This window comes from Amycolatopsis dendrobii (genome assembly GCF_014145675.1).
Lineage (GTDB): Bacteria > Actinomycetota > Actinomycetes > Mycobacteriales > Pseudonocardiaceae > Amycolatopsis > Amycolatopsis dendrobii.
This window is the reverse complement of sequence record NZ_JACGZW010000010.1, coordinates 20,067-45,136: the sequence shown is the minus strand read 5'-3', so window position 1 is coordinate 45,136 and position 25,070 is coordinate 20,067. Positions and strand designations below refer to the sequence as shown.

Genomic DNA, 25,070 nt, shown 5'->3' with positions numbered 1-25,070 from the left:
GGCATGCGTGACGAGGGGTGGAGAGGCTTCGGCTGGCGAAGCTGGACGGATCTCGGCGAGGTGCGGGCGCGGCTGGACGAAGGCGCCGACCCGAACGTCGGCTTTCTTTACGATCCTCCGCTGTACGCCGCAGCGGAGCACGGCTCCGCTGAGGTCGTGGCCGAACTGGCGCGGCGGGTGAACGACGTGGACGCGCTGTCGTACGGGCGGACCGCGCTGTGGCGGGCAGTGGCCGCGCACCGGCCGGACAATGTCCGCGCCCTGGTCGCCGCGGGCGCGGATCCGTTGCTGGACATGATGTCGGGCTGGTCACCGGCACGGTTGAGCCTCACGAGCCCCGTCCCGGAACTGCCCGATGCGGGCCTTTCGCTGACGCAGGAGGAAATCGCGACCGTCGAGGAAAGCCGCCGGCTCATCGCCGCGCTCGGCGATCCGTACTACGAGGGGTTGGGCATCGCCTGCGTCTCGGGCATCGACGTCGCGGAAGCGGTGCGCAGGCTCGACGCCGAGGTGGTCGAAGGCGACTACGAGGAAATGCTCGACAATCCCTTCGATCCCGCCGTCGTCCACACCATGTGGGCCACCGATGTGCCCGGCGGGTGCGTGCTCGCGCAGCCCTGGGGCTACTCGCCGCAGATGTCCGGCGTCACCAAGGCTTTGTCCGCGGGGACGACCTGCTACGGCATGTACGCCAACCCCAAGAGCGGCAACCAGGGCAGCATCATCCGCGACGGCGAGATCATCGGCTGGGACTTGCACCCCGGCGGCGAGCCCGACGAAGACGGCGACGTGCTCCTGGCTTCGCTCTATACGGGCCACGCACTCGCCTACTGCTTCGCGTACGCGGGGCTGCGGCCCGCTGACAACCGCTCGGTCACCGGGCCGCCCGACGTCTGGATCCGGATTCCTGACCGCGACTACCGGAACTAACCGCGAGCAGTCCGCACCCGCACCGCGCTCCCCGCGCAGCCGAGCACGGCCAGTCCGCCCAGAATGGTCTGCCAGGTCAGTTCCTCGCCGAGGAACACCGTTGCCCACAGCAGATTCAGCACCGGCTGCACCAACTGCACCTGGCTGACCTGAGTCATCGGCCCGAGTCCCAGCCCGCGGTACCACGCGAAGAAGCCCAGATACATGCTCACCACCGCCAAATAGGCGAAAGCGGCCCACTCGCCCGCTGTCGCATGTGGAGGGTGGCTCGACACCGACACGACGGTCAACGCGACCATCAACGGCGAAGCCACCACCAGCGCCCACGAAACCGTTTGCCAGGCACCCAATTCCCGCGCGAGCAGCCCGCCCTCCGCGTAGCCGACCGCGGCGGCCAGTACTGCGCCGAAGAACAGCGCGTCCGACCATTGCAGTCCACTGAAGCCACCGCCTTGCAGGACGGCGAAGCCGATCGCCGCGACGGCACCGACGGCGGCGAGGGCCCAGAAAGTCGCGGGTGGCCGTTCGCGGGTGCGGAGCACCGCTACGACCGCTGTCGCGGCGGGGAGCAGCGCGATGACGACGGCGCCGTGGCTGGCGGAGGCTGTGGTGAGCGCGTACGAGGTCAGCATCGGAAACCCGATCACCACTCCGCCGGCGACGACGGCGAGACGGAACCACTGGGTGCCGCGCGGAAGTCGTTGTCTGGTGGCGATCAGCGCGACGCTCGCGAGCACCGCGGCGACCGCTGCTCGCGCGGAGCCGATGAACATCGGCGAGAGGCCGCCGTTTTCCACCGCGACCCGGGTGAACGGCACGGTGAACGAGAAAGCCACGACACCGACCAGGCCCCACCAGAGCCCGGCCCGGGGTAGCGCCGGTGCCGCCTGGAGAGTAGCGCTATCCTTCAGTTTCATGTCCGACGATAGCAGCTCCCGGATCGCTTCGACACTGCGCGAGTGGATCGCCACCGCCCCGGCGGGAGCGAAGCTGCCCTCGTCGCGGGAGCTGGTAGCGCGTTATTCGGCCAGTCCGGTGACTGTCCAGAAAGCACTGCGCAGCCTGTCTTCCCAAGGCCTGGTGGAGAGTCTGCCGGGAGTCGGCACATTCGTCCGCGCCGCGCCCGCCACCGGGTCCGGCGACTACGGCTGGCAGACCGCGGCGCTGGGCACCCCCGGGCGCGGACCGCTCAAACAGCCCGCGTCGCTGCAGTCGGTCTCCACTGGCTCAGTAGCGCTTCATTCCGGCTATCCTGACCCGGAGCTGCTTCCGGAGCGTCTCGTCCGGAGCGCGTTCTCCCGGGCCGCGCGCACAGCCGCGCTGGTCGGACGGCCGCCGACCGCGGGCGTTCCCGAACTGCAGGCCTGGTTCGCCGCGGAACTGCGCGCGACGACCCCGGCCGGAATCGCCCCGGTGACCCCGCGGGACGTCGTGATCACCCCGGGCAGCCAGAGCGGCCTGGTCACCGCGTTCCGCGCGCTGGTCGGCCCGGGACAGCCGCTGCTGCTGGAGTCTCCGACGTACTGGGGCGCGATCCTCGCGGCGACGAAAGCGGGCGTCGCGGTGGTTCCGGTGCCGAGCGGCCCGAACGGACCGGATCCCGGCGCACTGGCCAGGACGTTCGAGCAGACCGGCGCGCGGGCCTTCTACGCGCAGCCCAGTTTCGCCAGCCCGACCGGCGCGCTGTGGCAGCCCGACCTGGCCGGCCGCGTCCTCGACACCGTCCGCCGGCACGGCGCTTTCCTGATCGAGGACGATTCCGCGCACGATTTCGGCATCACCGCGGAACCGCAGCCGCTCGCGGGCCGCGACGACGACGGCCACGTGGTCTACCTCCGCTCCCTCACCAAGAGCGTCTCCCCCGCGATCCGCGTCGCCGCGCTGATCGCCCGCGGCCCGGCGCGCGACCGGATTCTCGTCGACACACTGGCGGAATCGATGTACGTCAGCACCGTGCTGCAAACCGTCGCGCTCGACGTCGTGACCCAGCCTGCCTGGCGCACCCACCTGCGCCGGGTCCGGCAGCAGCTCAAGACCCGCCGCGACCTGCTGCTCGCCGGCCTCCGCGAACACGCGCCCGCGGTGCGGGCGGAATCCGTGCCGCAGGGCGGGCTGAACCTCTGGGCGCGCCTGCCCGGAACGGTCGACCTGGCGCGCGTGGTCCGCGATTGCGAGTCCGCCGGAGTCGTCATCGGCCCTGGCGACGAATGGTTCCCCGCCGAGCCGACCGGACGGTTCATCCGGCTCAACTACGCCGGACCGAACCCGGACGCGTTCGCCGACGCCGCCCGGGTGATCCAGGAGGCGGTCCTGGCGAACGCCTGATCAAGGTTTCTCAGCAGCGCGGGTGGACTCAGCGGCTCCGAGGCCGTCTCTGCTCCGATTGGCCCGGCGCGCGATGCCGACAGCGGCCCGTTTCGTCAGGCCACTAGCCGTTTTCCGCGCGCAGGGCCGCTTTCTGCACCTTCCCGGACGGCGTCAGCGGCAGGCTGTCCCGCACCACGATCTGCCGAGGAACCTTGTAATCAGCCACCTGCGCCGCGCAGAACTCCCTCAGCTCCGCCTCGGTGACCGCCGAACCCGGCGCCGGGACCACGTAATACCGGCCGATCTCCCCCAGCACCGGATCGGGCACGCCGACCCCGGCGGCCAGCAGCACCCCGGGATGCGCGGCGAGGACGTTCTCCACCTCGACCGGATAAATGTTGAATCCGCCTTGGACGAACATGTCCTTGGCGCGGCCGTGCAGCGTCAGGTAGCCGTCCTCGTCCGCGCGGGCCATGTCGCCGGTGTGCAGCCAGCCGTCCGCGTCGAGCGCCGCGGCGGTTTCGGCCGGCAGATTGTGATAACCAGCCATGATCGACGGAGTCCGGAACAGCAGTTCGCCGGTTTCGCCTGCTGGCAGCGCTTCTCCGGACGGAGACGCGATTTTCGCTTCCACCCCGGGGAAAGGGACGCCGATCGAGCGTTCAGTCGCTTCTGTACTGGCATTCCACGGCGTCATCACGACAGCACCGGATACCTCGCTCAGCCCGTACAGATTCATCACTGTCGCCTTCGGGAACGCGGCCGTAAGGCGTTGCAGCAAAGCAGGTTCCGCGTTCGCGCCACCGGTGACGACTACGCGGATCGCGGAAGTGTCGATACCGGCGAAACGCTCGTGGTTCAGCAGCAGCGTATGCATCGTCGGCACGCCGACCCACATCGTCAGACCGGCCGTCCGGAACAGGTCAGCGGCGGCACCGGCGTCGAAGGACGGCAACAGCACCGTCCGGCTGCGCGCGACCAACGCGGACAGGACGCAGCAGGTGATGCCGCTGACGTGGTTCAGCGGAACGGCCACCGGCAGCACGTCGTCGGCGCTCAACTGCAGGTGATCGGCTTCCGCGGCGGCGGACGCCAGCTGGCCGCGATGAGTCAGCGTCGCGCCTTTGGGACGGCCGGTGGTGCCGGAGGTGTAAATGATCATCACCGGGTCGTCCTTCTCGACCGCCGCCGAAGCCGCGGCCAACGCCTCGGTGTCCGGCTCCGCTGTGCCCACTTCGGCGAAAGTCGCCACGGAAACGCCCGGCAGCGCGAGGTTTCCCAGCAGGGCAAGGAAATCGACGTCGCCCGCCGAAGGTTCGGTGACCACGAGACGCGCGCCGGAATCGCCGAGGATGTGCGCGAATTCGGTTTCCCGGTACCGGGGACTCAATCCGACGACCGCCGCGCCGATCTTCGCGGCCGCGAAGTACACCGCCAGCCACTCCGGCGTCGTGCGCCCGTTGACCGCGATCCGGTCGCCGCGCCGCACGCCCCGCCGCAGGAAATCGGCGGCGATCCGGTCCGACCAGGCGTCCATCTCGGCGAACCGGAGATCCCGGGAACCGGCCGTCCAGCCGACGGCGCCCGCCGGGGCGGTGCGGAGCAGGTCGTGAATACGCGTCATCGCTCGTCCTCACTGGGTCAGGTGGACGGCGAGGAAGCCGAGCTGATCCGCGACGACCTTTCCGGCCACAGGCCGGATGGTAGACCGTGAAACGCTCCGGGTCGCGGGCGGGAAATCCGGTGACCGCCCGGGACGGCCACCGGATTTCCCGCGATGCTCAAGACAGGTGATGCACCTCCTGCAGCCCGTACACCGGCGTCTCAAGGCCCTCGAAGCGCGCCTTGAGCTGCAAAGCGAGATACAGCGAGTAGTGCCGCGACTGGTGCAGATTCCCGCCGTGGAACCACAATCCCTCCTGCTGGGTGGGCTTCCACATGTTGCGCTGCTCGCCCTCCCACGGACCGGGGTCCTTCGTCGTCTCCGAGCCGAGGCCCCAGCATTTGCCGACCTTGTCCGCGGTCTCCTGGCCGACCAGGTCGGCGACCCAGCCGTTCATCGAGCCGTAGCCGGTCGCGTAGACGACCACGTCGGCTTCCAGTTCGGCGCCGTTCGAAAGCACCACCGAGTTCGCGGTCAGGTGGTCGACCTGGCCGTGCGCGAGCTTGATGCTGCCGTTCGCGACGAGTTCCGACGCGCCCACGTCGATGTAGTAGCCGGAACCGCGGCGCAGGTACTTCAGGAACAGGCCGGAACCGTCGTCGCCCCAGTCGTGCTCGAAGCCCGCCGCTTCGAGCCGGGCGTAGAAGTCCGCGTCGCGTTCGCGGATCGCTTGGTACACCGGGATCTGGAACTCCGGCATGATCCGGTACGGGATCGACGCGAAGATCAGGTCGGCCTTCTCGGTGGTGACGCCCGCGGCGAGCGCGCGCTCCGAGTACAGGTCGCCGAGGCCGAGGTCCATCAGCGAATCCGACTTCACGATGTGCGTGGACGAGCGCTGCACCATCGTCACGTCCGCGCCGTGCTCCCACAGCGCCGCGCAGATGTCGTGCGCCGAGTTGTTCGACCCGACGACGACCGCCTTCTTGCCCGCGTACGCGTCCGGGCCGGGGTGCTGCGACGAGTGGTGCTGGTCGCCCTCGAACTCGTCCATGCCGGGGAACGACGGCAGATTCGGCTTTCCGGACATCCCGGTCGCGAACACGACGTGCCGCGGCGTGAGGATTACCTGCTCGCCGTCGCGGTCCACCGTGACGTGCCACTGCTTCGCGTCGTCGTCCCACACCGCCGAGGTGACCGCCGACCGCGTCCAGTAGGGCACCTCCATCAGCCGCGTGTACATCTCGAGCCAGTCGGCGATCTTGTCCTTCGGCGCGAACACCGGCCAGTTCTCCGGGAACGGCAGGTAAGGCAGGTGGTCGTACCAGACCGGGTCGTGCAGGCAGAGGTTCTTGTACCGCTTGCGCCACGAATCGCCGGGCCGGTCGTTGCGCTCCACCACCAGCGACGGCACGCCGAGCTGGCGCAGCCGGGCGCCGAGCGCGATCCCGCCCTGCCCGCCGCCGATCACGACGACGTAGGGCTGCCGGCCGTAGCCGAGCGTCTCCTGCTCCTCGGCCCGTTTCTCCGCCCACGACCGGCGGCCGCGGACCACGCCGTGCTCGACGCCCTTGGGCCGCCGTTCCCGCTGCGACTCCTCGAAGCCCTTCAGCTCGCGCAGGCTGGTGAGCAGCGTCCACGCGCCTTCGTCCTTCAGCCGCAGATGCCCTTTCGCGCGTCCGGCGGCGGTCTCGAACTCGATCCACGCCTCGGTGACGCCGTCGGCCTCGGTGGCCGGTTCACTGGTGCGGAAGCCGCTTGGATCGGTCGTCTCCAGGCAGCCGCCGAGCAGACCCGCGACCCCGTCCCGGCCCTCGACGGTCTTGAGGTTCCAGGTGAACGAAACCAAGTCGCGCCAATAGGAATCGACGGCGAACAACGCCGAGGCAGCCTCGATGTCGCGGGCGGCCAGCGCGGCCTCGAACCGGGCCAGCCAGTCCTCGACCCGGGCCTGCGGCGTACTCGCCTCCGCGATCCGGTCGACTGTCTGTGTCATCGCTACTCCTCGGACGTCGCTGTCGTGGGTGTAGCGCCGATCACACTCCCCGGCGCAGGCGCCCGGCAAGGGTTGCAGCGAGTTGCACGCGCCTGGAGCGTGGAAACATCGGTGCAGGTCACCTATGCTGGGCGGCTGACGCGACGGTGCGGGAGGTGACTGTGGTGGTGCACAGTGCGGTGCCTCCGGGCCGCAACCTGCCCACTCACGCCCGCGACCTGGTCCGCATGCACGAGGCGGTCATCGGCGGCAGCCGTCCCGCGGTGCCGCCGCGTCCGCTGGTCTCGCGTTCCTGGTCCCGCGTGCTGAGCCTCGGCCTCACCGCCGACGGGATGAACGCCCGCGATTCGGTGCCCGGCGACGAGGTCGAACGCCGCAGGCACGGCTCCCCGCTGCGGCACGTCATCGAAGACCTCCGCCAGGTCGTCGGCGCGACCTCCGATTCCGCGCACATGCTGCTGGTAGTCACCGACGCCGACGGCATCATCCTGTGGCGCGAAGGCTCGTCCGCCGTCCGGCGCAAGGCGGACACGCTGGGCTTCGTCGAAGGCTCCGAATGGACCGAATCCCGCGTCGGCACGAACGCGATCGGCACCGCGCTCGCCGAAGCCGCCCCGATCGAACTGCTCGCCGGCGAACACTTCGAACAGAACCAGCACCCGTGGTACTGCACCGCCTCGCCGATCCACGACCCGCGCACCGGCGAACTCCTCGGCGTCATCGACGTCAGCGGCCCCGCGCTCACCCTGCACCCCGCCATCGGCGCCCTGGTCGAAACCGGCAAGCGCCTTGCCGAATCCGAACTGTGGCGCACCCACCGCCAGCGCCTCGAACGACTGCGCCAAATGGCTGAACCTGTCCTCGCCTCCGGCCCCGCCCTGGTCGTGGACGAGGACGGCTGGGTCGCGCACAGCGTGGGCGTCTCCGCGGGCGAACGCATCGCCGCCCCCCAAGCAGGCCAGGTAGTCGCCGTCCCCGGCCTGGGAGCCTGCCTCCCCGAACCCATCGCCGACGGCTGGCTCGTCCGCCCCGCCGACACCGCCCGCACCGTCCGGCTCGACCTGGACCTCACGCCCGCTCCCCTGCTGAGCCTCCGAGCAGGCGACACCGGCTGGCGCCGCCCGATCACCAGACGACACGCGGAAATCCTGGTCCGCCTGGAAAAGGCCGGCCGCGACGGACTGTCCGCGGTCGCGCTGAGCCACGCCCTCTACGGAGACGCCGAACACCTCGTGACCGTCCGCGCCGAGGTGTCCCGCCTGCGCCGCCTCCTGGGAGCCATCGTCGACACCCGCCCCTACCGCCTGGCCGAAGGCGTGCGCATGACTGTCCACGCAGGACAGTGACCAGCGAAGTCCGGTAAACCGGGCCCCCCGTGCGGCGTCGCCGAGGCGTCCGCTAATGTTTACGACACGTTGCACAGCAGCAAGCGCGATTAGCTCAGCGGGAGAGCGCTTCCCTGACACGGAAGAGGTCACTGGTTCAATCCCAGTATCGCGCACTCCAGTCCACCCCAGGCTGGTGCGTTGCACAACGGGCGATTAGCTCAGGGGGAGAGCGCTTCGTTCACACCGAAGAGGTCACTGGTTCGATCCCAGTATCGCCCACGCTCGGATCTCGAGGCGAGGTATGCCCGCACAATGCGCGGGCCTTCCTCGCCTCGCGGTGTTTTCTGGGGGTGCAACCCCCAGGCCCCGCCCGGAGGGGCCTTCGCCCCCCGGACCCCCCACAGTGCGTGGTTCCGTCGGTCTTGTCGGTGCCGGTAGTGCGTGGTCTTGTCGGTGCCGGGTTTGGGGTGCTGGGGTCAGGGGTTGCGGGGGTTTGTTTTGGTTGCGGCGGTGTGGCGGGTTTTCTTCGTGCGGGCGTGGCCGGCTAGCAGGGCGAGGGTCTGAGGCGACGCGGAGAAATCGGCTAGGCGTCGCTGCATCCAGTCGCTCGCGGCGGACAGGGCGGCGGCGTCCGGGGGCTGGCCGTTTTCGGTGTCCAGCCACAGTTGCCAGTCTCGTATTCGTTGGCGGACGAAGTCGCGGTCGGTTGACGCTGCTAGGCGGTCTGCTTCGGTGACGATGTCTGCCGCCTGCTGCTGGAATTTGGCCGGGTCTGCGGTTTTTTCTGCGATGTGGTCGAGCAGGTTCACCATTGCGGTCTTGGCTGTCAGCGGTTCCGGGTCCCGTGCCAGCACTGCGGCCAGCTCTCGAGGGTCGGTGCTGTCCGCCGCGATGACCCGGCGGTAGGCGGCGGAACGGACGTGCTCGTCCGCGATCGCGGCGTCGACTTCCACGTCGGTCAACTCGGCGGCCGCGAACAAGGCGGTCAGGTCGGCTCGCAGTGTCGTCACTTCGTACATCCTTTGGCCGGGCGCGCTGCTCGGCGACCTGGTCAGCGATCCGGCCGGGCCGTCCGGACGGTTTCCCCGGCCCGCCGCGGCAAAACCGAAACTCCATGTTGCGCAGGGCGAGCGGCGACCCTGGACCGCAGGCAGCCGAGACGGGAGGCGGGGCCAGTGGTCCGTGAAGGGCTCCTTCACGGACCGCTGCTGCCAATGCCCGGGACTTACAATAAGCCGCGTGGCCGCAGTCTCGCCGACCGTCCACACGAGGCGCCACCGCCACCGAAATGCCTGATTCATCCCCTCCTGACGGTGCCTTGACCGCACATCCCGCGTACCAGGCCAGCGGCACCTTCGGCCTGAGCGGACACGGCTCGAACGCACCCGCAACACCGCCCCGAGTCCCCGGCCTTGAAATCCAAGTCCGCACAGGAGTCCTTCACGGACCTCAAGCATCAGTCAGCTGGCCATCAATCAGGCATTTCGGCACCGCTGACGTCTCTTGTGGACGGTCGCCGGCGGCATCGGCGTGGCGCAAGCCCCTGGCATTGCCGGCATGGGGTGGGGCGGACGTTTCCGTTCCGGCCTCGGTTGAGCCGGGTGTTTCTGGCTGGTCAGAAGCTCCAGGGGTCGGGGTGCGGGGTTCTGGTGGGGTCCGCCGACCAGATGAGGCGGGTTTCCACGTCGGGAGCGGCCAGGGTCCGCAGGCGGTCGGCCGCCCATTCGTTCCAGTAGAGCTTGGTCGACTGCGGAACCCGGAAAACCGGGAGGCCGGAGGGCACCGCGTCGGGGCGGAACACCGATTTCCGGATCACCCCGTCCCATTCCGGCTCGGACGACTCGCCGAGATCCAGGCAGTCGACGACCTGCTCGACGAGAAAGAGGAACCACTCGTCGCTTTCCTTGCCGTCGACAATGAGCGGCAGCAAGCTTCCGGAAGCCTCGAAATCGGCGCGGAACTCGTCGGCGACGCCGCGGCCGACGATCGGGGCCTCGTCCGCGCCCGGCGAGAACTCGACCGGCCGCCAGCCCGGGTCGCCGACCCACTCCGCGACGATCCCGCGCGGATAATCGTCCGGAGAGCCCGACAGCATCCAGCGGACGACCTTCGTCAGTTCGCCCCCGATGGTCAGCGCGCGATACTCCCCGCGGGCTTCGCTCACGCTCGGCAGCAGGCGGCACACCGCCCGGCCACGTGGGATGTCGGCCATCACGCCGTCCAGTATGCCCCAGGCCCCGGCGCTCCGCTGGAAAGCTCGCCCAGCACCGATTTCCCGATGCCGCGCAACTCGTTCCGCAGCAGCCCGCCGATCGCGGTCTGGCTGAGGCCGCGCGCCTGGCCCTGTGCGACGACGCCCTGCAGCCGGTTGTAGACCTTCTCGTGGAACCCGCCGCGGTGCGTGTAGTTGTGCGGCGTCGGATGCCCCAGCGGAATGCCGTTCGCCGGGTCGTTGATGTCGACCTTGTGCGCGTCCAGCAGATCCCGGCTCTTCGCGCCCCACGCCCACTGGTTCTTGGTCCCGCCCGACGGGACGATGTGCGCCGCCGCCTCCCCCGGCGCGGGCGCGCGCCCCTCGGCCGCCATGTTGTTGCGCAGGATCGCGGCGTTCTGCTTGCACGTCAGCAATCCGAGATAGTCCAGCCACGCCATCGGGTTGATCGCGTACGAACGCTGGTTCGGACCGCCGGCGAGGCCGAGCGGGTCGGCGCTGGTGTACTCCGCGGTGGCCGGGTCGTAATGCCGGAAGTAGTTGTAGTGCCAGCCGGTTTCGGGATCGAAGTACTGCCCGGGGAACCGCAGCGGCGTGTCCGTGGTCGAGTCCGGGGCCCGGCTGGTGACGCCCCACACGGTGCGCCGCGCGTGCCACGCGACGGCGCCGCTCTCGTCGACCAGTTCGGTGGGAGTGCCGAGCAAATCGGTGACGATCGCGAAAAACCGTTCGTCCACCACATGTTGCGGAGCGTCCGCCGCCGTCCGGCGTTCGACCTGGCTCACCGGACGCACCCCGTCGCGGTCCCAGGTCGTGGTCGTCACGTCCGGACGGTCGACGGCACGAGTGCTCTGTTCGACGAGATGCACGCCGTCCCAGGCGAAAACGGTTTCTTCGGCCACGCTCACGCCGTCCGGGCCGAGCCGTTCCTTGGCGATCCGCCGCCCGAGCGGGTCGTGCCGGTAGCGCCACCTGGTCCCGTCCGGGGTCGTCACGCCGGTCAGCCGGTCGTCGGAATCCCAGGTGTAGCTCCACACCCGCCGCTGCCCGGACAGCGTGCGGCTGGAACGTTCGACGATCCGGCCCTGCGCGTCGTGCCGGTAATGCACGGCGCCGCCGCGGCGAAGGACGACGCCCGCGTATTCGCGACCGCCCTGCGGGGCAGGGTCCTGATCCGGCCACTCGGCGCTGCTGACATCGCCGAATTCGTTGTAGGCGTAGCGTTCCGTCCATCCGGCCCCGCGCACCGCGGTGACGCGTCCCCAACGGTCCAGGTCGTACTGCCGGGTGCCGGCGAGCTGGTCCTGAATACTGGTGACGACGCTGTCCGCGCGGTAGTGGTAGGCGCGCCGCTGACGCGACCGGGCGGAGGCGTCGGTCACCTGCTGCCCGACGAGGCGATGGTTCGCATCCCAGCTCTGGTTCACCATCGCGCCGCCGCCGAGCTGACGGCGGACCTCGCGACCGGCCGCGTCGTAGCTGAGCCGGACCGTGTGGCCGTCGGTGCGGACCACCACCGGCTGGTCGTTCCCGTTGTACTCGCAGCCAGTCCGCACCCCGGCCGGGGTCACGCGCAGGATCCGCCTGCCGAGCAGGTCGTACACCGATTCGACGGCCCGGCCGTTGCAGCTTTCCCTGAGCACCCGGCCGAGCGCGTCCCGCTCGAGGACCAGTTCGGCATCCGGCCCGGCCGCCCGGATCAGCTGATCGGCCGCGTCGAACTCATACGTCGTGACTCGGCCGCCGACGCTCTTCTCGATGACGTTCCCCCGCGCGTCGTGGCGGAACGTCATGACTTCGCCCGCTCCGTTCGTCCGCGCGATCAGCTGGCGGGCCGGATCGTACGCATAGGACGACGTCCGCCCGCCGAAGTCGGTCTCCGAAACCAGGTTGCCCGCCGCGTCGTAGTCGTACCGCCACACCCGGCCGCCGGCGCCGGTGACCGACCGCAGGCGCAGTTCGGTGTCGTACGCGAATTCCAGCCGGGACCCGTCGACGTCGATCTTCGCGGACGGCGAGTCGAAAAAGGTGTACTCGGTGCGGATGGTCTGGCCGAGCGCGTCGACGTAAGCAATCTCGTTGCCCTCGCCGTCGTACCGCCAGTGTTCGGTGGTCCCGTCCGGCTGCGTGCACGACAGCAGTTTGCCTTCGACCGTCCAGGAGAACCGGGTGATCCCGCCGAGCGGATCGGTGACCGTGCTGATCCGGCCGAACACGTCCCGGGTGTAGCGGGTGGTCGCACCGAGAAAATCCGTGACCGCGACCGGTTGGCCCGCCGCGTCGGATTCGACGCGGCGGGTCTGGCCGAGCGCGTCGGTCAGCCCGGCCGGATGCCCGCGGCTGTCGAGGTGGTACCGGGTGAGCGCTCCCGCGGGATCGGTGACGGCGGCGAGATTGCCGCGTTCGTCGTACTCGTTGCGCCACACCGCCCCGTCCGGCCCAGTCAGCACGACCGGCTGGCCGTCGCTGTCGTACTCGGCGGTCGTGGTCCGGCCGTCCGGGTCGGTGACGGCGATCAGCCTGCCGTCCTCGTCGTAGCGGAACCGCGTCGTCTGCCCGAGCGGATCGGTGCGCGACAGCAGCCGGTCGTACCGGTCCCGCTCGGTGACGACGGTGTGGCCCAAGGGATCGACCGCGCGGACGAGCTGCCACGCGTCGTTGAAGTGGTAGGTGGTGACCTGTCCCAGCGAATCGGTGTAGGTCGTCGTCCGGGACGCCGAGTCGTAGCCGATGGAACAGGCCAGCGCGCCGCCGGTGCCGTCGGTGCGGACGCAGCGGCCGAGTTCGTCGAAAACGTAGGCGTACCAACGGTCGTTGCGGTCGGTCCACTTGACCACCCGCCCGTGGCTGTCGTACTCGAACCGGACCGGAAGGCCGGAGGAGTTGAGGATCTCGGCCAGCCGGCCCGCGTCGTCGTAGCGGTAGCGCACCAGGTCGATCCCGGCCCCGGCGTCCGGGCCGAGCAGGCGAAGCCCGGTCACCAGCCCGTTGCCGCTGTCCACCGCGATCCGGTACCCGCCCGAATGCCGCAGCAGAGTCGGGACGCCGTTCTCGTCGCGGTCGACGTCGATCCGGTCGCCGTTGCGGTCGGCGATCGACGCGAGCGGCAGCACGGTGATCGCGCCGGCCTGGTGCGAGGGCGAGAAACTCAGCGTGCGGCGGAGTTCCGGGCAGGTGATCGCGTAGCCGCCGTCCGGCGTGCGCGCCAGCGGCCACCGCGCGCCTTCCTCCGGCAGCACCGGCGAACCGTCCTCGGGCGGGACCGGGTACGCCAGCAGCACGCCGTCCGGGGCGGCGTACCAGATCCGCGTGCCGTCCGACTCGAGCCGCTCGTCCAGCGTCGAGGCCCAGGACGGACCGAAGAACCGGCCGGCGCGGTAGGAGGACAGGTGCGCCCTGGTCACCACGAGCGGCAGCGCGCCGGGCAGTTCGACGTCGGTCTGCACCATCAGCATGTCGCCGGTGGCCAGGTCGATCGGGTCGCCGCCCTCGCATTTCCCGTCGTTGGAGCGGCCGTCCTTGCGCGGCTCGCCGTTCTCGTGCACCGAGCCTTCGCCGTCCGGGTTGCCGGGGCGCGCCTCGCTCGGCGAGGTGTGCCCGTCCGGCGCGGCAGCGGGATCGTCGGCGTGCGCGGCCTGCGTTCCGTCGGCGCCGGGTTCCTTGCCGTGCGGGGAGGTGTGCGGATCCTCGGCCGACGACACATGGGTCGCGTCGCCGGCTTCGCCCCGTCCGCCGTGGAGTTCGGCCAGCACCTTCTTGATCGACGCGAAGATCTCTTCGAGCTTCGACATCAGCGGCCGCAGCTTCTCGACCGAGTTGATCAGCTTCTTGATCAGCGCGCCGATCTTCTCCAGCCACGCCGACACCTGCTCGACCACCTGCGCCACCACGACCGGCGTGCCGAGCCCGAGCGAGCACACCTCCTCCAGCGCGTCCTGGATGAAGTCGCCGACCGCCTGGGTGATCATGTCGCGGACCAGGCAGCGCACCGCGGCGGTGATCACGCCGACGACCTCCACCACCGTGCTGATCGTGTTCGCGCACGTCGCGGCGGCGTTGATGTGGTCGATCTTCTTCCCGATATTGGCCCGGTACGCGTCGGCCGCCGCGCCCTTCCAGTTCGCGGTGTCCTTCTGCACGGTCGCGGCGAGGTCCTTCGCCGCCTGCTGCGTGGCCTGGCCGACGTTCTTCCACGTCTGCGAGTACGCCGAGATCTGGTCGCCGTCGCCGGCCAGCTGGTTCAGCGCGTCCTGCAACGGTTTGACGTGCTCGATCAGCCAGTTCAGCCCGTAGGAGATCAGCGTGCCGACCGGGTTCATCGCGATGGTCAGCATGTCCAGTCCGGTGCCGAGGGCGGCGATCCCGCCTTCGATCCACGAACCGGACTGCACCCCGTCGTACACGCCCGCGGCGTCGTCGAGGACGTTGATCCCGCTGTGCCAGGTGGTCGAGTCCTGCCGCTGCGCCACCAACGGGTTGCTCACGAGAGCTTCTTCCCGAGGCCGTTGATGGTCTGCGTGTGGTTCTGCTCAGCGGTCTGATACGTCGTCACGGCCTGGTTCACCGTGTGCGCCACCTGGCCCATCGCTTGCTGCGCCAACGCCAGCGTCGCCAGCCCCGGCGCGCTCACCGCGAGCACGATCGGCACGAACAACGGCCCGGTGATCAGGCCGTACGCCTGCACCCCCACCGTCACCTGCTCCGCCGCCGCCAACGCCTGCCCCAGCGTTTTGCCGACCTGCTCCACCGCTTGCGCGTGCTTGGCGAGATCGTCCGGATGGACCTCGTAGCCGCCGGAACCGTCACCTGCCATCGGATCATCCCCGTGTCATGAAGGACTGGCCGAAGCCGTCGTCGCCGTCGTCGGAGTCGCCGGGCGGCCTGCGCACCGGAGACGGCTTCGGCGCGGATTCTTCTTCGATGCCGCCGAGATTCCGGACGTTGCGGTCCTCCCCGGGGTCCGGTTCCTCCGGCTCCGGCTCGGGAAACCTGGCCCGGTAGTTGCCGACGATCGTGTCCATCGTCTGCCGGTCGTCGCCGATCGTCTCCGCCATGACCTCGCCGAGCCGGTCCGGCAACCGCGCCTGCGCGCGCCGCAAAGTCGTCAGCACCGCCGCGGCGACCTGTGCGCCGGAGCACTCCCGGACCTGATCGGTGATCCGCAGATCGGTCACGTTCCCCGCGGAGTCGACCGTGACCGTGACCAGACCGTCCTTGCCTGTCTCGGTCACCGAGACCTGCCCGACCGCCGCCTGCATCGCTTGATACCGCTGGGCTTTCTGCTTCGCCTCAGCCACCATCCGGTCCACGCGCGCCGCCGCGTCGCCGGCGTCACCGGACAGCGGATCGCTCATCCCCGCATCCCCCGTTCCCCCGTTTTCGGACCCACCAGAGGAAACCACCGGCGTTCGAGGCACACGGTTCGCGCAAGGCAAGTTAGCTCGAATAGCCGAGCCGTTATGAGCGGTTAACTCGCCGTTTGCCCGGAATGCCCGGCAACCGGCCCCTCGGCATGACGGGCGGGCGGCGTCCGGATTGCCGGGATCCGGCGCGGTCGCGGCGAACCGGAAGTATTCACCCGCGCGCCAGATCCGGGACACTCGGCTCGTTCATGCTCTCCCCCGGGCGAGCGGCGGCCGGTAACTCCGGGCGACCGCTGTCTCGCCGTGAACACGTGGAGGAACGCACCATGGCGGGTACGAGTCGCCGGAACTTTCTGGGCATGGCGGGCGCATCGCTCGCCGGAGCGGCGGCAGGCGGGCTGCTGCCCGGGTCGATCGGAAAGGCGCTCGCGGTCGAACCGGCCCGCCGGTCGGGGACCATCGAGGACGTCGAGCACGTCGTCGTCCTCATGCAGGAGAACCGGTCCTTCGACCACTACTTCGGCACCATGCGCGGCGTGCGCGGCTACGGCGACCCGCGGCCGCACCTGCTGCCCAACGGGCGGCCGGTGTTCTACCAGCCGCCGGCGAAGACGCGCACCTCCCGCTACAACGGCCGGGGCCTTCCCGACGACGCCGAGTACGTGCTGCCGTTCCCGCTCGACGCCCTGCGCACCAGCGAGCACATCGCCGGCACCGACCACAGCTGGGGCAGCGGCGAGCCGCTCTGGAACGGCGGACGCTATGACGGCTGGGTGAACGAGAAGCAGGACGTGTTCACCATGTGCTACCAGCAGCGTTCCGAGCTGCCTTACCACTACGCGCTGGCCGAGGCGTTCACCATCTGCGACGCCTACCACTGCTCGGTTCCCGCCGACACCGCGCCAAACCGGATCATGCTCTGGTCGGGCACCATCGACACGCAGAACCGGCTCGGCGCCAAGCCGAACGGCCCCGGTCTGGACGAGCGCGCGAACACCAACGGCTACACCTGGACCACCTACCCCGAGCGGCTGCAGAAGGCCGGCGTCACCTGGAAGCTTTACCAGGGCGGCAGCGGCATCCCGGGCGAGCCGACGGACAACTACACGGACAACTCCCTCGAGTTTTTCGCGCAGTACCACCCGCAGGAGGGCGCTTCCGGCCCGCTGGTCGAGCAGGGCGTCTCGACGCACACGCTCAAGGAGTTCCGCGCCGACGTGCAGGCCGGGAAGCTGCCGCAGGTCACCTGGATCGTCCCGCCGTACAAGTACAGCGAGCACGCGGCGGCGTCCGCCAGCGACGGCGCGTACTACCTGAACCTCGTCCTCGACGCGCTGGTCTCGAACCCCGAGGTGTGGAGCAAGACCGTCTTCTTCGTCAACTACGACGAGAACGACGGCCTGTTCGACCACGTCGTCCCGCCGATGCCGCCGCTGCTGAACCAGCCGGGCACGGACGGCCTCGTGTCGCGGACGCTCTCGGCCAGCCTCGCCGACGAGTTCCTCGACTTCGACAAGCTGCGCCCGAGCACCGGAACCGGCCCGAGCGGCCACCGGCTGGCCGGCAAGCACCCGGCCGGACTCGGTTCCCGGGTGCCGATGTTCGTCGTGTCGCCGTGGTCGCGCGGCGGCTGGGTCTGCTCGGAAACCTTCGACCACACGTCGGTGCTGCGCTTCCTGGAAGCCCGGTTCGGCGTGGCGGAGCCGAACATCAGCGCCTGGCGCCGGTCCGTCTGCGGCGACCTCACCTCGGCGTTCGACTTCTCCCGCCCGCAGACCAAACCGGTCGTCACCCCCACGCCCGCCCCGCTGCCGAGCAAGAACCAGCCGTTCTCGGTGAAGCTGCCGCAGGCGATGCCGAAGCAGGAGCCGGGCGTCCGTCCCGCGCGGGCGCTGCCGTACCGGTTCACCACCGCGCTCGCCGGGAACCGTGACGGGCACTCGGTTTCGGTGCGGTTCACCAACGACGGCACCGTGGGCGCGCACTTCTACGTCTACGCGCACGGCGACTCGCCCCGCCGCTACACGGTCGCCGCGCACGACACCCTCACCGACACTTGGGAAGGCGCGCCAGGCACCGACGAGCACGGCAACTACGACCTGCGCGTGACCGGCGCGAACGGTTACCTAGCGCAGTTCACTGGCACTACCGCGGACACCACCGAACCCGAGGTGTCGGTGTCCACGAACAATTACGGTGCCCCGCTGCTGACCCTGACCGTCACGAACCCGGGCCGACAGCGTCGGAAAGTGAAGCTGCGCAACGATTACAGCCGTGGTGCCGCCCGCACGATCGTGCTCGGCCCGGGCGAAACCCGCCGGGTGCCGTGCGAAACGGCGTCCGCGTTCGGCTGGTTCGACATCTCGCTGACCGACCCCGCCGCGCCGGGCTACCTGCGCCGGTTCGCCGGGCACAACGAGACCGGCCGACCGAGCTTCAGCGACCCGGGTCCGCGGCGATGATCACTGCGGAACACGTTCGCGCATAACGGAAACGCCCGGCCGGGCAGTCCTGGCCGGGCGTTTCCGCGTCCCGATTGTTACGTCGATAGCGGCGCGGGCGGATCGCGCAGGCTCTCCGCTGACGAAGCGGCTAAAGTCCGGCGCATGAAGCGCGCATCGGCGGCCGACGGGCTCGACCTCTACCTGCCCGTGTCCACCACCCGCCCAGCGCACGCGCTCGAAACGGCTTTGCGCGCCGCGGTCGTCGACGGCCGTCTCCCGGTGGGCACCCGGCTGCCCGCCTCGCGCGCACTCGCCACCGACCTCGGCATCGCCCGCAGCACCGTCTCCGAGGTCTACTCGCGACTCGCCGCCGAAGGCTGGCTGGAAAGCCGCGTCGGCGCCGGAACGTGGATCGCCGGCTTCCCGCGGCAGGCGCAACCAGCTGCCAAGCAACAACAATCGCCGCCGGAATACGAATTGCGCGGCGGCCTCGCCGACGCCGGAGACTTCCCGCGCAGCCAATGGAGCGCGCAAACCCGGCGGGCGCTGTCGGAAATGCCGGTCTCCGCGTTCGCCTACGCACCGCCCGAGGGAGTGCCCGAACTCCGCGACACCCTCGCCGGATACCTGGCCCGCACGCGCGGCGTCACCGCGGGGGACATCGTGATCGGCAGCGGCTTCGGCGACCTGCTTTCGTTGACCTGCCGCAGTATTCGCGCCCGCGGCGGCAAGCGGATCGCCGTCGAGGAGTACGGGCACGAGCGGCACCGGCGCATCATCGCCGAGTCCGGGTTGGACATCGTCGCGATCCCTGTCGACGCGGAAGGCGCGGACCTCGCCGGCACGAAGGCCGACGCGGTCTTCCTCACTCCAGCCCACCAATTCCCGACCGGGGTCCCGCTCTCCCCGGAACGCCGCCGAGCCGCCGTCGAATGGGCGAACGCCCGCGACGCGCTGATCCTGGAAGACGACTACGACGGCGAATTCCGCTACGACCGCCGCAGTATCGGCGCGCTCCAAGCCCTCGCGCCGGATCGAGTCGTGTACCTGGGCACGTCGAGCAAAGCGCTCGCCCCGGCCGTCGGCGTCGCCTGGGCCGTGGCCCCGCCCGATCTCCTCCCCGAACTGCTCCGGCAGCGGAACCTCAGCGGCGTCACGCCCAGCGGCCTGCACCAGCAGGTCCTCGCCCGTTTCCTCGATTCCCACGAGTACGACCGCGCCGTCCGCCGACGCCGGGCCACGTTCCGGACGCGTCGCGAACTGTTCGCCCGGCTCCTCGCCGAACGCACCCCGGACCTGCGGCCCGGCGGTCTCGCCGCGGGTCTGCAATGCCTGGTCGAACTCCCGGACACCGCCGCCGAAGAACGCACCCTCGCCGCCGCCCGCCAGTTCGGCGTCGCCCTCGAAGGACTCGCCGGCTACCGCGCACCCGGCGGCGACCCGGACCGCGCCGGGGTCGTCATCGGATACGGCGCGGTGTCGTCCGCCCGCGCCGCCCGCGCCCTCTCCTTGGCCGCCGACGCGCTGGCAAATGGTCTGAGTTACTAGCGTCAGATTGGCCGGGAACCCGGTCCATTCGCGACCTAATCTAGGTCCATGACCACGACGATCCCCATCCCCCAGCGCCTCGATTTCGACGCTCTGGCCCCGATTTTCTCCCGTGCGATGAGCACTTTGGACGACGCCGCCACCCAGCAGCTCGACCACGCCGGCATCGACCCGGCCCTGCGCGAACTGGTCCGCCTCCGCGCGTCCCAGATCAACGGCTGCGCGTACTGCGTCGACATGCACTCGCAGGCCGCGCGCAAGGAAGGCGTCACGGCTCAGCGGGTCGACGCGCTCGCCGTCTGGGCGGAATCCGGCCTGTTCACCGCAGCCGAGCGGGCCGCGTTCGCGCTCACCGAGGACGTCACGCGCCTGTCCGAAACGCATGTGCCCGAGTCGACCGTTTCCGAGGCGGTCAAGGCACTCGGCGAGGAAGGCGCGGCGGCGGTGATCGCGCTCATCACCGCGATCAACATGTGGAACACGGTCGGCGTGACGACCCGCTGCTGGTCGGTCAGCCCGGCATGACCAGCGCGCGCACGGCGATCCGGCGGCTCGCCACCGCACAAGCCCTGACCTCGGCGGGCGACGGCGCGGTGCTGGCCGTGTCCGCCGTCCACTTCACCATCAGGGTCGGCCTGCCGGCGGGAATCGTGGCGCTCGGGCTGTCGCTCGGCGCCGCGACGAGCCTGACCACCACCGTTCCGTTCGGGACGCTGCTGGACCGGATCGGCGCCCGCCGCGCACTCGCCGCGGCAACCGCCGCTGCGGTCGCGGGCCTGCTGCTGTTCGCCGTCGCGCACACTGTTCCGCTGTACATCGCCGCGTGCGCGCTCTTCGCCTGCGGGCAGAGCGCGCTCGCGGCGGGCCGCCAAGCCGTCGTCGCGACCGTGGTGGCTCCCGAAGGCCGTGTCCGGGCCCGCGCGCTGCTGCACACCGCCGTCAACATCGGCATCGGCGCGGGCTCCGGCATCGGCGCACTCGTCCTGGCCGCCGGAACCAACGCGGTCACCGTTTTCCTCGTCGACGCCGGATTGTTCGTTTTCGCCACCGCGCTGTACCTGCACGCCGGGCCGGACGCACCCGCCGAACGCCAAACCGGCTGGCCAGCCCTGCGTGACCGCCGCTACGTCACCCTGACGGTGCTAGCCGCGGTCACCCAGCTGACCATGCCGATCCTCAGCGTCACGCTTCCACTGTGGATAGTCACCCGCAGTTCTGCTCCACAATGGACATCCGCGGTGGTGCTGCTGGCCAACACCGTCCTCGTCGTACTCCTCCAGCTGCCGATCAGCCGACAGGTCCGCGACGCCCGTACAGCACGCCGATCCCTTGCGATAGCCGGAATCTTCCTGATCGCCGCCTGCTCTGTCTTCGGCTCGCTCGGCGCTTCCGCACACCCGGTGGTTCTGGCGCTAGTCGGCGCGCTTCTGCTCACCCTCGCCGAAACGACCGCCTCCGCCGGTGCCTGGCACCTCGCGTTCAGCCTTGCCCCCGAAGGACATCAGGGCCAATACCAGGCACTGTTCGCCACCAGCACCGCGCTCGCCCGCATCACCGGACCGATCGTGCTGGTCCCGCTCGTGCTGACATTCGGCTTCCTCGGCTGGACGCTCGCCGGGCTCGGAATGCTGGCCGCGGCCGCCGCGCTGGCGGCCATGGCCGTCCCTCGGCGGAAACCTCAGCGGAAAGCCGACTGCCCGGTGATCGCCTGACCCACCACGAGCGTGTGCATCTCGACGGTGCCCTCGTAGGTCAGCACCGATTCGAGGTTGTTCATGTGCCGGATCACCGGGTACTCCAGCGAAATCCCGTTCGCACCGAGGATCGTACGGGCGGTGCGGCAGATCTCGATCGCCTCGCGGACGTTGTTCAGCTTGCCCATGCTGACCTGCTCCGGCCGCAGCACCCCGGCGTCCTTGCGCCGTCCCAAGTGGATCGCGAGCAGCAACGCCTTCGTGTACTCGAGCGTCATGTCGACAAGTTTCTGCTGCGTCAGCTGGAACGCGGAGATCGGCTTCCCGAACTGCGTGCGGTCCTCGGCGTAGGACATCGCCGCCTGCAAGCACGAACGCGCCGCGCCGACCGAACCCCACACGATGCCGAAGCGGGCTTCGTTAAGACAGCTCAACGGTCCCTTCAGCCCGGTGACCTCCGGCAGCACCGCGTCCGCGGGCAGCCGCACGCCGTCCAGAACGAGTTCGCTGGTGATCGAAGCGCGCAACGACAGCTTGTGTTTGATCTCCGGCGCCGAGAAGCCCGGCGTGTCGGTGGGCACTACGAAACCGCGCACGCCCTTGTCGGTCTGCGCCCACACTACGGCGACGTCGGCGACGCTTCCGTTGGTGATCCACATCTTCCGGCCGTCGAGGACCCAGTCGTCGCCGTCGCGCCGCGCGCGGGTGCGCATGCTGGCCGGGTCCGAGCCCGCGTCCGGTTCGGTCAGCCCGAAGCAGCCGATCGCCTCGCCAGCCGCCATCGACGGCAGCCATTGCTGCTTCTGCTCCTCCGAACCCCACTTCCAGATCGCGAACATCGCGAGCGATCCCTGCACCGACACCAGCGAGCGGATGCCCGAGTCGCTCGCCTCCAGTTCCAAGCAGGCGAGCCCGTACTCGGTCGCCGACATCCCGGCGCAGCCGTAGCCCTCCAGGTGCATGCCGAGCACCCCGAGCGAGCCGAGGTCCTTGGCGAGGCCGCGGACGTCGGGCAGTTCGCCGCGCTCGAACCAGTCGCCGACGTACGGGTCGATCCGGTCGGCGCAGACCCGGCGGACCGCGTCCGCGATCGCCTTCTCGTCTTCGGTGAACAGGTCGCCGAGCCCGGCGGGGTCGCGCGGATCCAGCGGCGGCAGGGACTTCGTGGCGCTCATTTCTTCTCCTCTGCGAGCCAGCGGCGAATCTCGTCGCTGTGCTGCCCCAGCCGGGGCGGGGCGGTGTAGCGGGCGACCGGCGTCTCCGAATAGCCGATCGGGTGACGGACCTGGGGCGGCGAGTCGCCGACCGGCACGGTGGGCGCGAGACCGAGCGATTCCGCGAGCTTGAACCCGTCCGCGAGATCGCCGACCGGACCGGCGGGCACGCCCGCCTCGGTCAACCGAGCCGCCCACGCCTCCACGGTGTCGGCGCCGAGCCGCTGTTCGAGCGCGGCTCGCAGCTCCGGACGGTTGTGCACGCGTTCGGCATTGGTCGCGAACCGCTCGTCGTCGGCCAGTTCCGGAACGCCCAGCACCTCGGCGAGCCGGCGGAACTGGCCGTCGTTGCCGCAGGCCAACGCGAGCACGTCGTCCTTGCAGCGCAACGTTTCGTACGGCGCGATCGACGGATGCGAGTTGCCCATCCGGCGCGGCGCGCGTCCGGTCGTGAGATACGAGGACGCTTGGTTGGCCATCGAACCGAGCAAACTGGACAGCAGATTCACCTCGACCCGCTGCCCGCGTCCGCTCTGCTCGCGGGCCCGCAACGCGGCGAGAATGCCGATGGTGGCGTCCTTCGCGGCGAGCACGTCGACGAGCGCGACGCCGACCTTCGCCGGTTCGTCGGTGCCGGTGACGCTCATCAGGCCGCCCATCGCCTGCACGAGGAAGTCGTAGCCGGGCAGGTCCGCGTCGCCGCCGAAGCCGGAAACCGAGCAGTACACGATGCCGGGATTACCCACGCGGACGGATTCGTAGTCGAGCCCGCGCCGCCGCAGGGCGCCGGAGCGGAAGTTCTCCACGAGCACGTCGGCGCGTTGGGCGAGTTCGCGCGCCAGCACCAGGTCGCCCGGATCGCCGAGGTCGAGCACCACCGACTGCTTGGACCGGTTGGCGCATTCGAAGTACGAGCTGGAGTGCGCGGTCCACGGCGGTCCCCAGCCGCGGGTGTCGTCCCCGGAGCCGGGCCGTTCGACCTTGATCACCGTGGCACCGAGGTCGGCCAGGTTCACGCACGCCAGCGGACCGGCCAGCACCCGGCTGAAGTCCGCGACGACGACACCGTCCAGTGGCATGCTCACGAGCGCACCTCCTCGCTACGCATACTGGCATCAAAATACGTATTTACGCAACCCGCAGGTCCGGGTAGAGTTCCCGATCACCCGAGGAGAGAAAGCACCGATGCCGACGCACCCCACGCCGGACGGCCGCCCGAGGCCGCACCACCGGATGATCGACCGGGTGTCGACCATCCTGGAGCGGGCCGCGCGCTCCCGGAACGGGGTCACGCTCACCGAGTTCGCCCGCGAGCTCGACGCGCCGATGAGCTCGATCCAGGGCCTGGTCAACGGCCTCGTCGCCACCGGTTACCTCGACGAGCACGACCGCCGCTACTCCCTCGGCCCGGCCCCGTTCCTGCTCGTCCGGCTGGTCGGGCGCCCCACCGTCACCACGGTGTCGCACGAGGATCTCGAAGCGCTGCACACCGAAACCGGGATGACCGCGGTGCTGGCGATCATGGTCGGCAGCGACCTCTATTACGTCGACTACGCCTCGCACGACCCGCGGTACGCCTACCTCGCCGAAGGGTTCGTGCGCCGGTCGCCGATCCGCACGTCGACCGGCTGGATCTTGCTGGCCGCCATGGAAAACCGCGATCTGTGGCCGCAGATCGGCGCGCTGCCGCCCGCGGACGCGGAACTGGTCGAGCGCTTCGTGCAGGACCTGACGCGCATCCGCGCCGAGGGTTTGGTCGCCGCGCCGAATGCTTCCACCGAAGCCGACGGCGTGTCCGTCGCCGTGGTCGAGGACGGCCGGACCGTCGCCGCCGTCGGGATCATGGGCAGCCACACCGAAGTGGCCAACCGCAAAGCCGAACTGATCGAGGTGCTGGGGCGGCACCGTCGTGAGTGGCGAAGCCGGTTCTGACCGGCGCGAGCACGCACGACCCCAGCCCACCGACGTCGTGCGCGGCAATCACGGTTCTAACCGGGATCAACACTCACGAGCTTCGCCAGCACCTCGCCGCCCGGATCCAGCTCCTCCTCCAGTTCGGCCAGCTTCGCCGAGGCCCGCTGATACGCACTGCGCCCGCGCGGCGCGAGATACACCCGCACCCGCCGCCGGTCCTCCGCGTCCACCTCGCGATACGCCGCCGCGGTGGTGACCAGCCGGTCCACCACCCGAGTCAACGTCGGCCCGGTGACCAGCGTGCGCCCGGCCAGCTCAGTCATCGTCAGTCCGTCGCCAGCCACGAGCGCGTCCAGCACCAGCCAGCCGTCGAGGGTGAGCCCCTCCGTTTTGAGCAGCGGCTCGATCCGCAGCGTGACCGCCCGTGCGGTGCGGGTGAGCGCGCGGATCAACGACGCCTCGGCCGCCTGTGCCTGCCTCATCGCACCCGCCCTCGTTCCGCCCTTGCGCAAATGCC

19 protein-coding genes and 2 tRNA genes are annotated in these 25,070 nt (G+C 70.0%); 10 read left to right on the top strand and 11 right to left on the bottom strand.

Translation table 11 applies throughout. From position 1 onward, the window contains the following. The first annotated feature begins 3 nt into the window (after positions 1–3). Entirely contained in the window at positions 4–930 is a 927-nt protein-coding gene (locus H4281_RS28415; RefSeq protein ID WP_220507988.1) for an ankyrin repeat domain-containing protein, read from the top strand. Here the strand turns inward: H4281_RS28415 and H4281_RS28410 are convergent. Beyond that, complete coding sequence (locus tag H4281_RS28410) at positions 927–1,847, bottom strand: DMT family transporter (RefSeq protein ID WP_182893974.1); 921 nt, start codon at positions 1,845–1,847, stop codon at positions 927–929. The genes H4281_RS28415 and H4281_RS28410 overlap by 4 nt on opposite strands. Between H4281_RS28410 and H4281_RS28405 the strand changes: the two genes are divergently transcribed. Then, complete coding sequence (locus H4281_RS28405; protein ID WP_182893973.1) at positions 1,846–3,255, top strand: aminotransferase-like domain-containing protein; 1,410 nt, start codon at positions 1,846–1,848, stop codon at positions 3,253–3,255. The genes H4281_RS28410 and H4281_RS28405 overlap by 2 nt on opposite strands. A gap of 103 nt (positions 3,256–3,358) precedes the next feature. On the opposite strand, the gene H4281_RS28400 is transcribed toward H4281_RS28405, so the two are convergent. Both H4281_RS28400 and H4281_RS28395 read right to left on the bottom strand, forming a co-directional pair. Beyond that, entirely contained in the window at positions 3,359–4,861 is a 1,503-nt protein-coding gene (locus H4281_RS28400; RefSeq protein WP_182893972.1) for a class I adenylate-forming enzyme family protein, read from the bottom strand. Between the two features lie 157 nt (positions 4,862–5,018). Then, the gene (locus tag H4281_RS28395; protein ID WP_182893971.1) at positions 5,019–6,836 is read right to left on the bottom strand and encodes an NAD(P)/FAD-dependent oxidoreductase; all 1,818 of its coding nucleotides are present in this window, start codon (positions 6,834–6,836) and stop codon (positions 5,019–5,021) included. Between the two features lie 161 nt (positions 6,837–6,997). Here H4281_RS28395 and H4281_RS28390 point away from each other — a divergent pair, with 161 nt between their 5' ends. The 3 genes from H4281_RS28390 (at position 6,998) to H4281_RS28380 (ending at position 8,443) form a co-directional block, all read left to right on the top strand. Beyond that, positions 6,998–8,182 (top strand): sigma-54-dependent transcriptional regulator family protein, encoded by a 1,185-nt coding sequence (locus H4281_RS28390; RefSeq protein ID WP_182894326.1) that lies wholly within the window; start codon positions 6,998–7,000, stop codon positions 8,180–8,182. 83 nt (positions 8,183–8,265) lie between these two features. Next, positions 8,266–8,337 (top strand) — tRNA-Val (locus H4281_RS28385). A 34-nt stretch (positions 8,338–8,371) separates the two neighbouring features. Continuing rightward, positions 8,372–8,443, top strand: a tRNA-Val gene (locus H4281_RS28380). Positions 8,444–8,640: 197 nt separating this feature from the next. On the opposite strand, the gene H4281_RS28375 is transcribed toward H4281_RS28380, so the two are convergent. From H4281_RS28375 to H4281_RS28355, 5 genes are all read right to left on the bottom strand, one after another. Continuing rightward, complete coding sequence (locus H4281_RS28375) at positions 8,641–9,183, bottom strand: hypothetical protein (RefSeq protein WP_182894325.1); 543 nt, start codon at positions 9,181–9,183, stop codon at positions 8,641–8,643. 596 nt (positions 9,184–9,779) lie between these two features. Then, entirely contained in the window at positions 9,780–10,379 is a 600-nt protein-coding gene (locus H4281_RS28370) for a hypothetical protein (protein ID WP_220507987.1), read from the bottom strand. Continuing rightward, the gene (locus H4281_RS28365) at positions 10,376–14,860 is read right to left on the bottom strand and encodes a DUF6531 domain-containing protein (RefSeq protein ID WP_182893970.1); all 4,485 of its coding nucleotides are present in this window, start codon (positions 14,858–14,860) and stop codon (positions 10,376–10,378) included. The genes H4281_RS28370 and H4281_RS28365 overlap by 4 nt, the downstream gene beginning before the upstream one ends. Beyond that, entirely contained in the window at positions 14,857–15,189 is a 333-nt protein-coding gene (locus H4281_RS28360; RefSeq protein ID WP_037814125.1) for a type VII secretion target, read from the bottom strand. Before H4281_RS28360 ends, H4281_RS28365 begins: the two co-directional genes overlap by 4 nt. A 4-nt stretch (positions 15,190–15,193) precedes the next feature. Next, positions 15,194–15,730 carry a YbaB/EbfC family nucleoid-associated protein gene (locus H4281_RS28355; RefSeq protein WP_182893969.1) on the bottom strand — a complete coding sequence of 179 codons (537 nt, stop codon included), beginning with the start codon at positions 15,728–15,730 and terminating at the stop codon, positions 15,194–15,196. 335 nt (positions 15,731–16,065) lie between these two features. Here H4281_RS28355 and H4281_RS28350 point away from each other — a divergent pair, with 335 nt between their 5' ends. The 4 genes from H4281_RS28350 (at position 16,066) to H4281_RS28335 (ending at position 21,443) form a co-directional block, all read left to right on the top strand. Beyond that, positions 16,066–18,201 (top strand): phosphocholine-specific phospholipase C, encoded by a 2,136-nt coding sequence (locus H4281_RS28350; RefSeq protein ID WP_182893968.1) that lies wholly within the window; start codon positions 16,066–16,068, stop codon positions 18,199–18,201. Positions 18,202–18,345: 144 nt separating this feature from the next. Further along, on the top strand, positions 18,346–19,731 hold the full coding sequence (gene pdxR, locus H4281_RS28345; RefSeq protein WP_182893967.1) for a MocR-like pyridoxine biosynthesis transcription factor PdxR: 1,386 nt from the start codon (positions 18,346–18,348) through the stop codon (positions 19,729–19,731). A gap of 48 nt (positions 19,732–19,779) precedes the next feature. Then, a complete protein-coding gene (locus H4281_RS28340) occupies positions 19,780–20,256 on the top strand; it encodes a carboxymuconolactone decarboxylase family protein (RefSeq protein ID WP_182893966.1) in 477 nt (158 codons plus the stop codon). Further along, complete coding sequence (locus H4281_RS28335) at positions 20,253–21,443, top strand: MFS transporter (protein WP_182893965.1); 1,191 nt, start codon at positions 20,253–20,255, stop codon at positions 21,441–21,443. Before H4281_RS28340 ends, H4281_RS28335 begins: the two co-directional genes overlap by 4 nt. On the opposite strand, the gene H4281_RS28330 is transcribed toward H4281_RS28335, so the two are convergent. Further along, complete coding sequence (locus H4281_RS28330) at positions 21,410–22,600, bottom strand: acyl-CoA dehydrogenase family protein (RefSeq protein WP_182893964.1); 1,191 nt, start codon at positions 22,598–22,600, stop codon at positions 21,410–21,412. The two genes, H4281_RS28335 and H4281_RS28330, sit on opposite strands and share 34 nt — an antisense overlap. Beyond that, positions 22,597–23,718, bottom strand: coding sequence for a CaiB/BaiF CoA transferase family protein (locus tag H4281_RS28325; protein WP_220508015.1), 1,122 nt, complete (start codon positions 23,716–23,718; stop codon positions 22,597–22,599). The genes H4281_RS28330 and H4281_RS28325 overlap by 4 nt, the downstream gene beginning before the upstream one ends. Positions 23,719–23,824: 106 nt before the next feature. Here H4281_RS28325 and H4281_RS28320 point away from each other — a divergent pair, with 106 nt between their 5' ends. Further along, a complete protein-coding gene (locus H4281_RS28320; RefSeq protein WP_182893962.1) occupies positions 23,825–24,571 on the top strand; it encodes a helix-turn-helix domain-containing protein in 747 nt (248 codons plus the stop codon). Positions 24,572–24,627: 56 nt separating this feature from the next. On the opposite strand, the gene H4281_RS28315 is transcribed toward H4281_RS28320, so the two are convergent. Next, positions 24,628–25,035 (bottom strand): MarR family winged helix-turn-helix transcriptional regulator, encoded by a 408-nt coding sequence (locus H4281_RS28315; RefSeq protein WP_220507986.1) that lies wholly within the window; start codon positions 25,033–25,035, stop codon positions 24,628–24,630. Between the last annotated feature and the right edge of the window lie 35 nt (positions 25,036–25,070).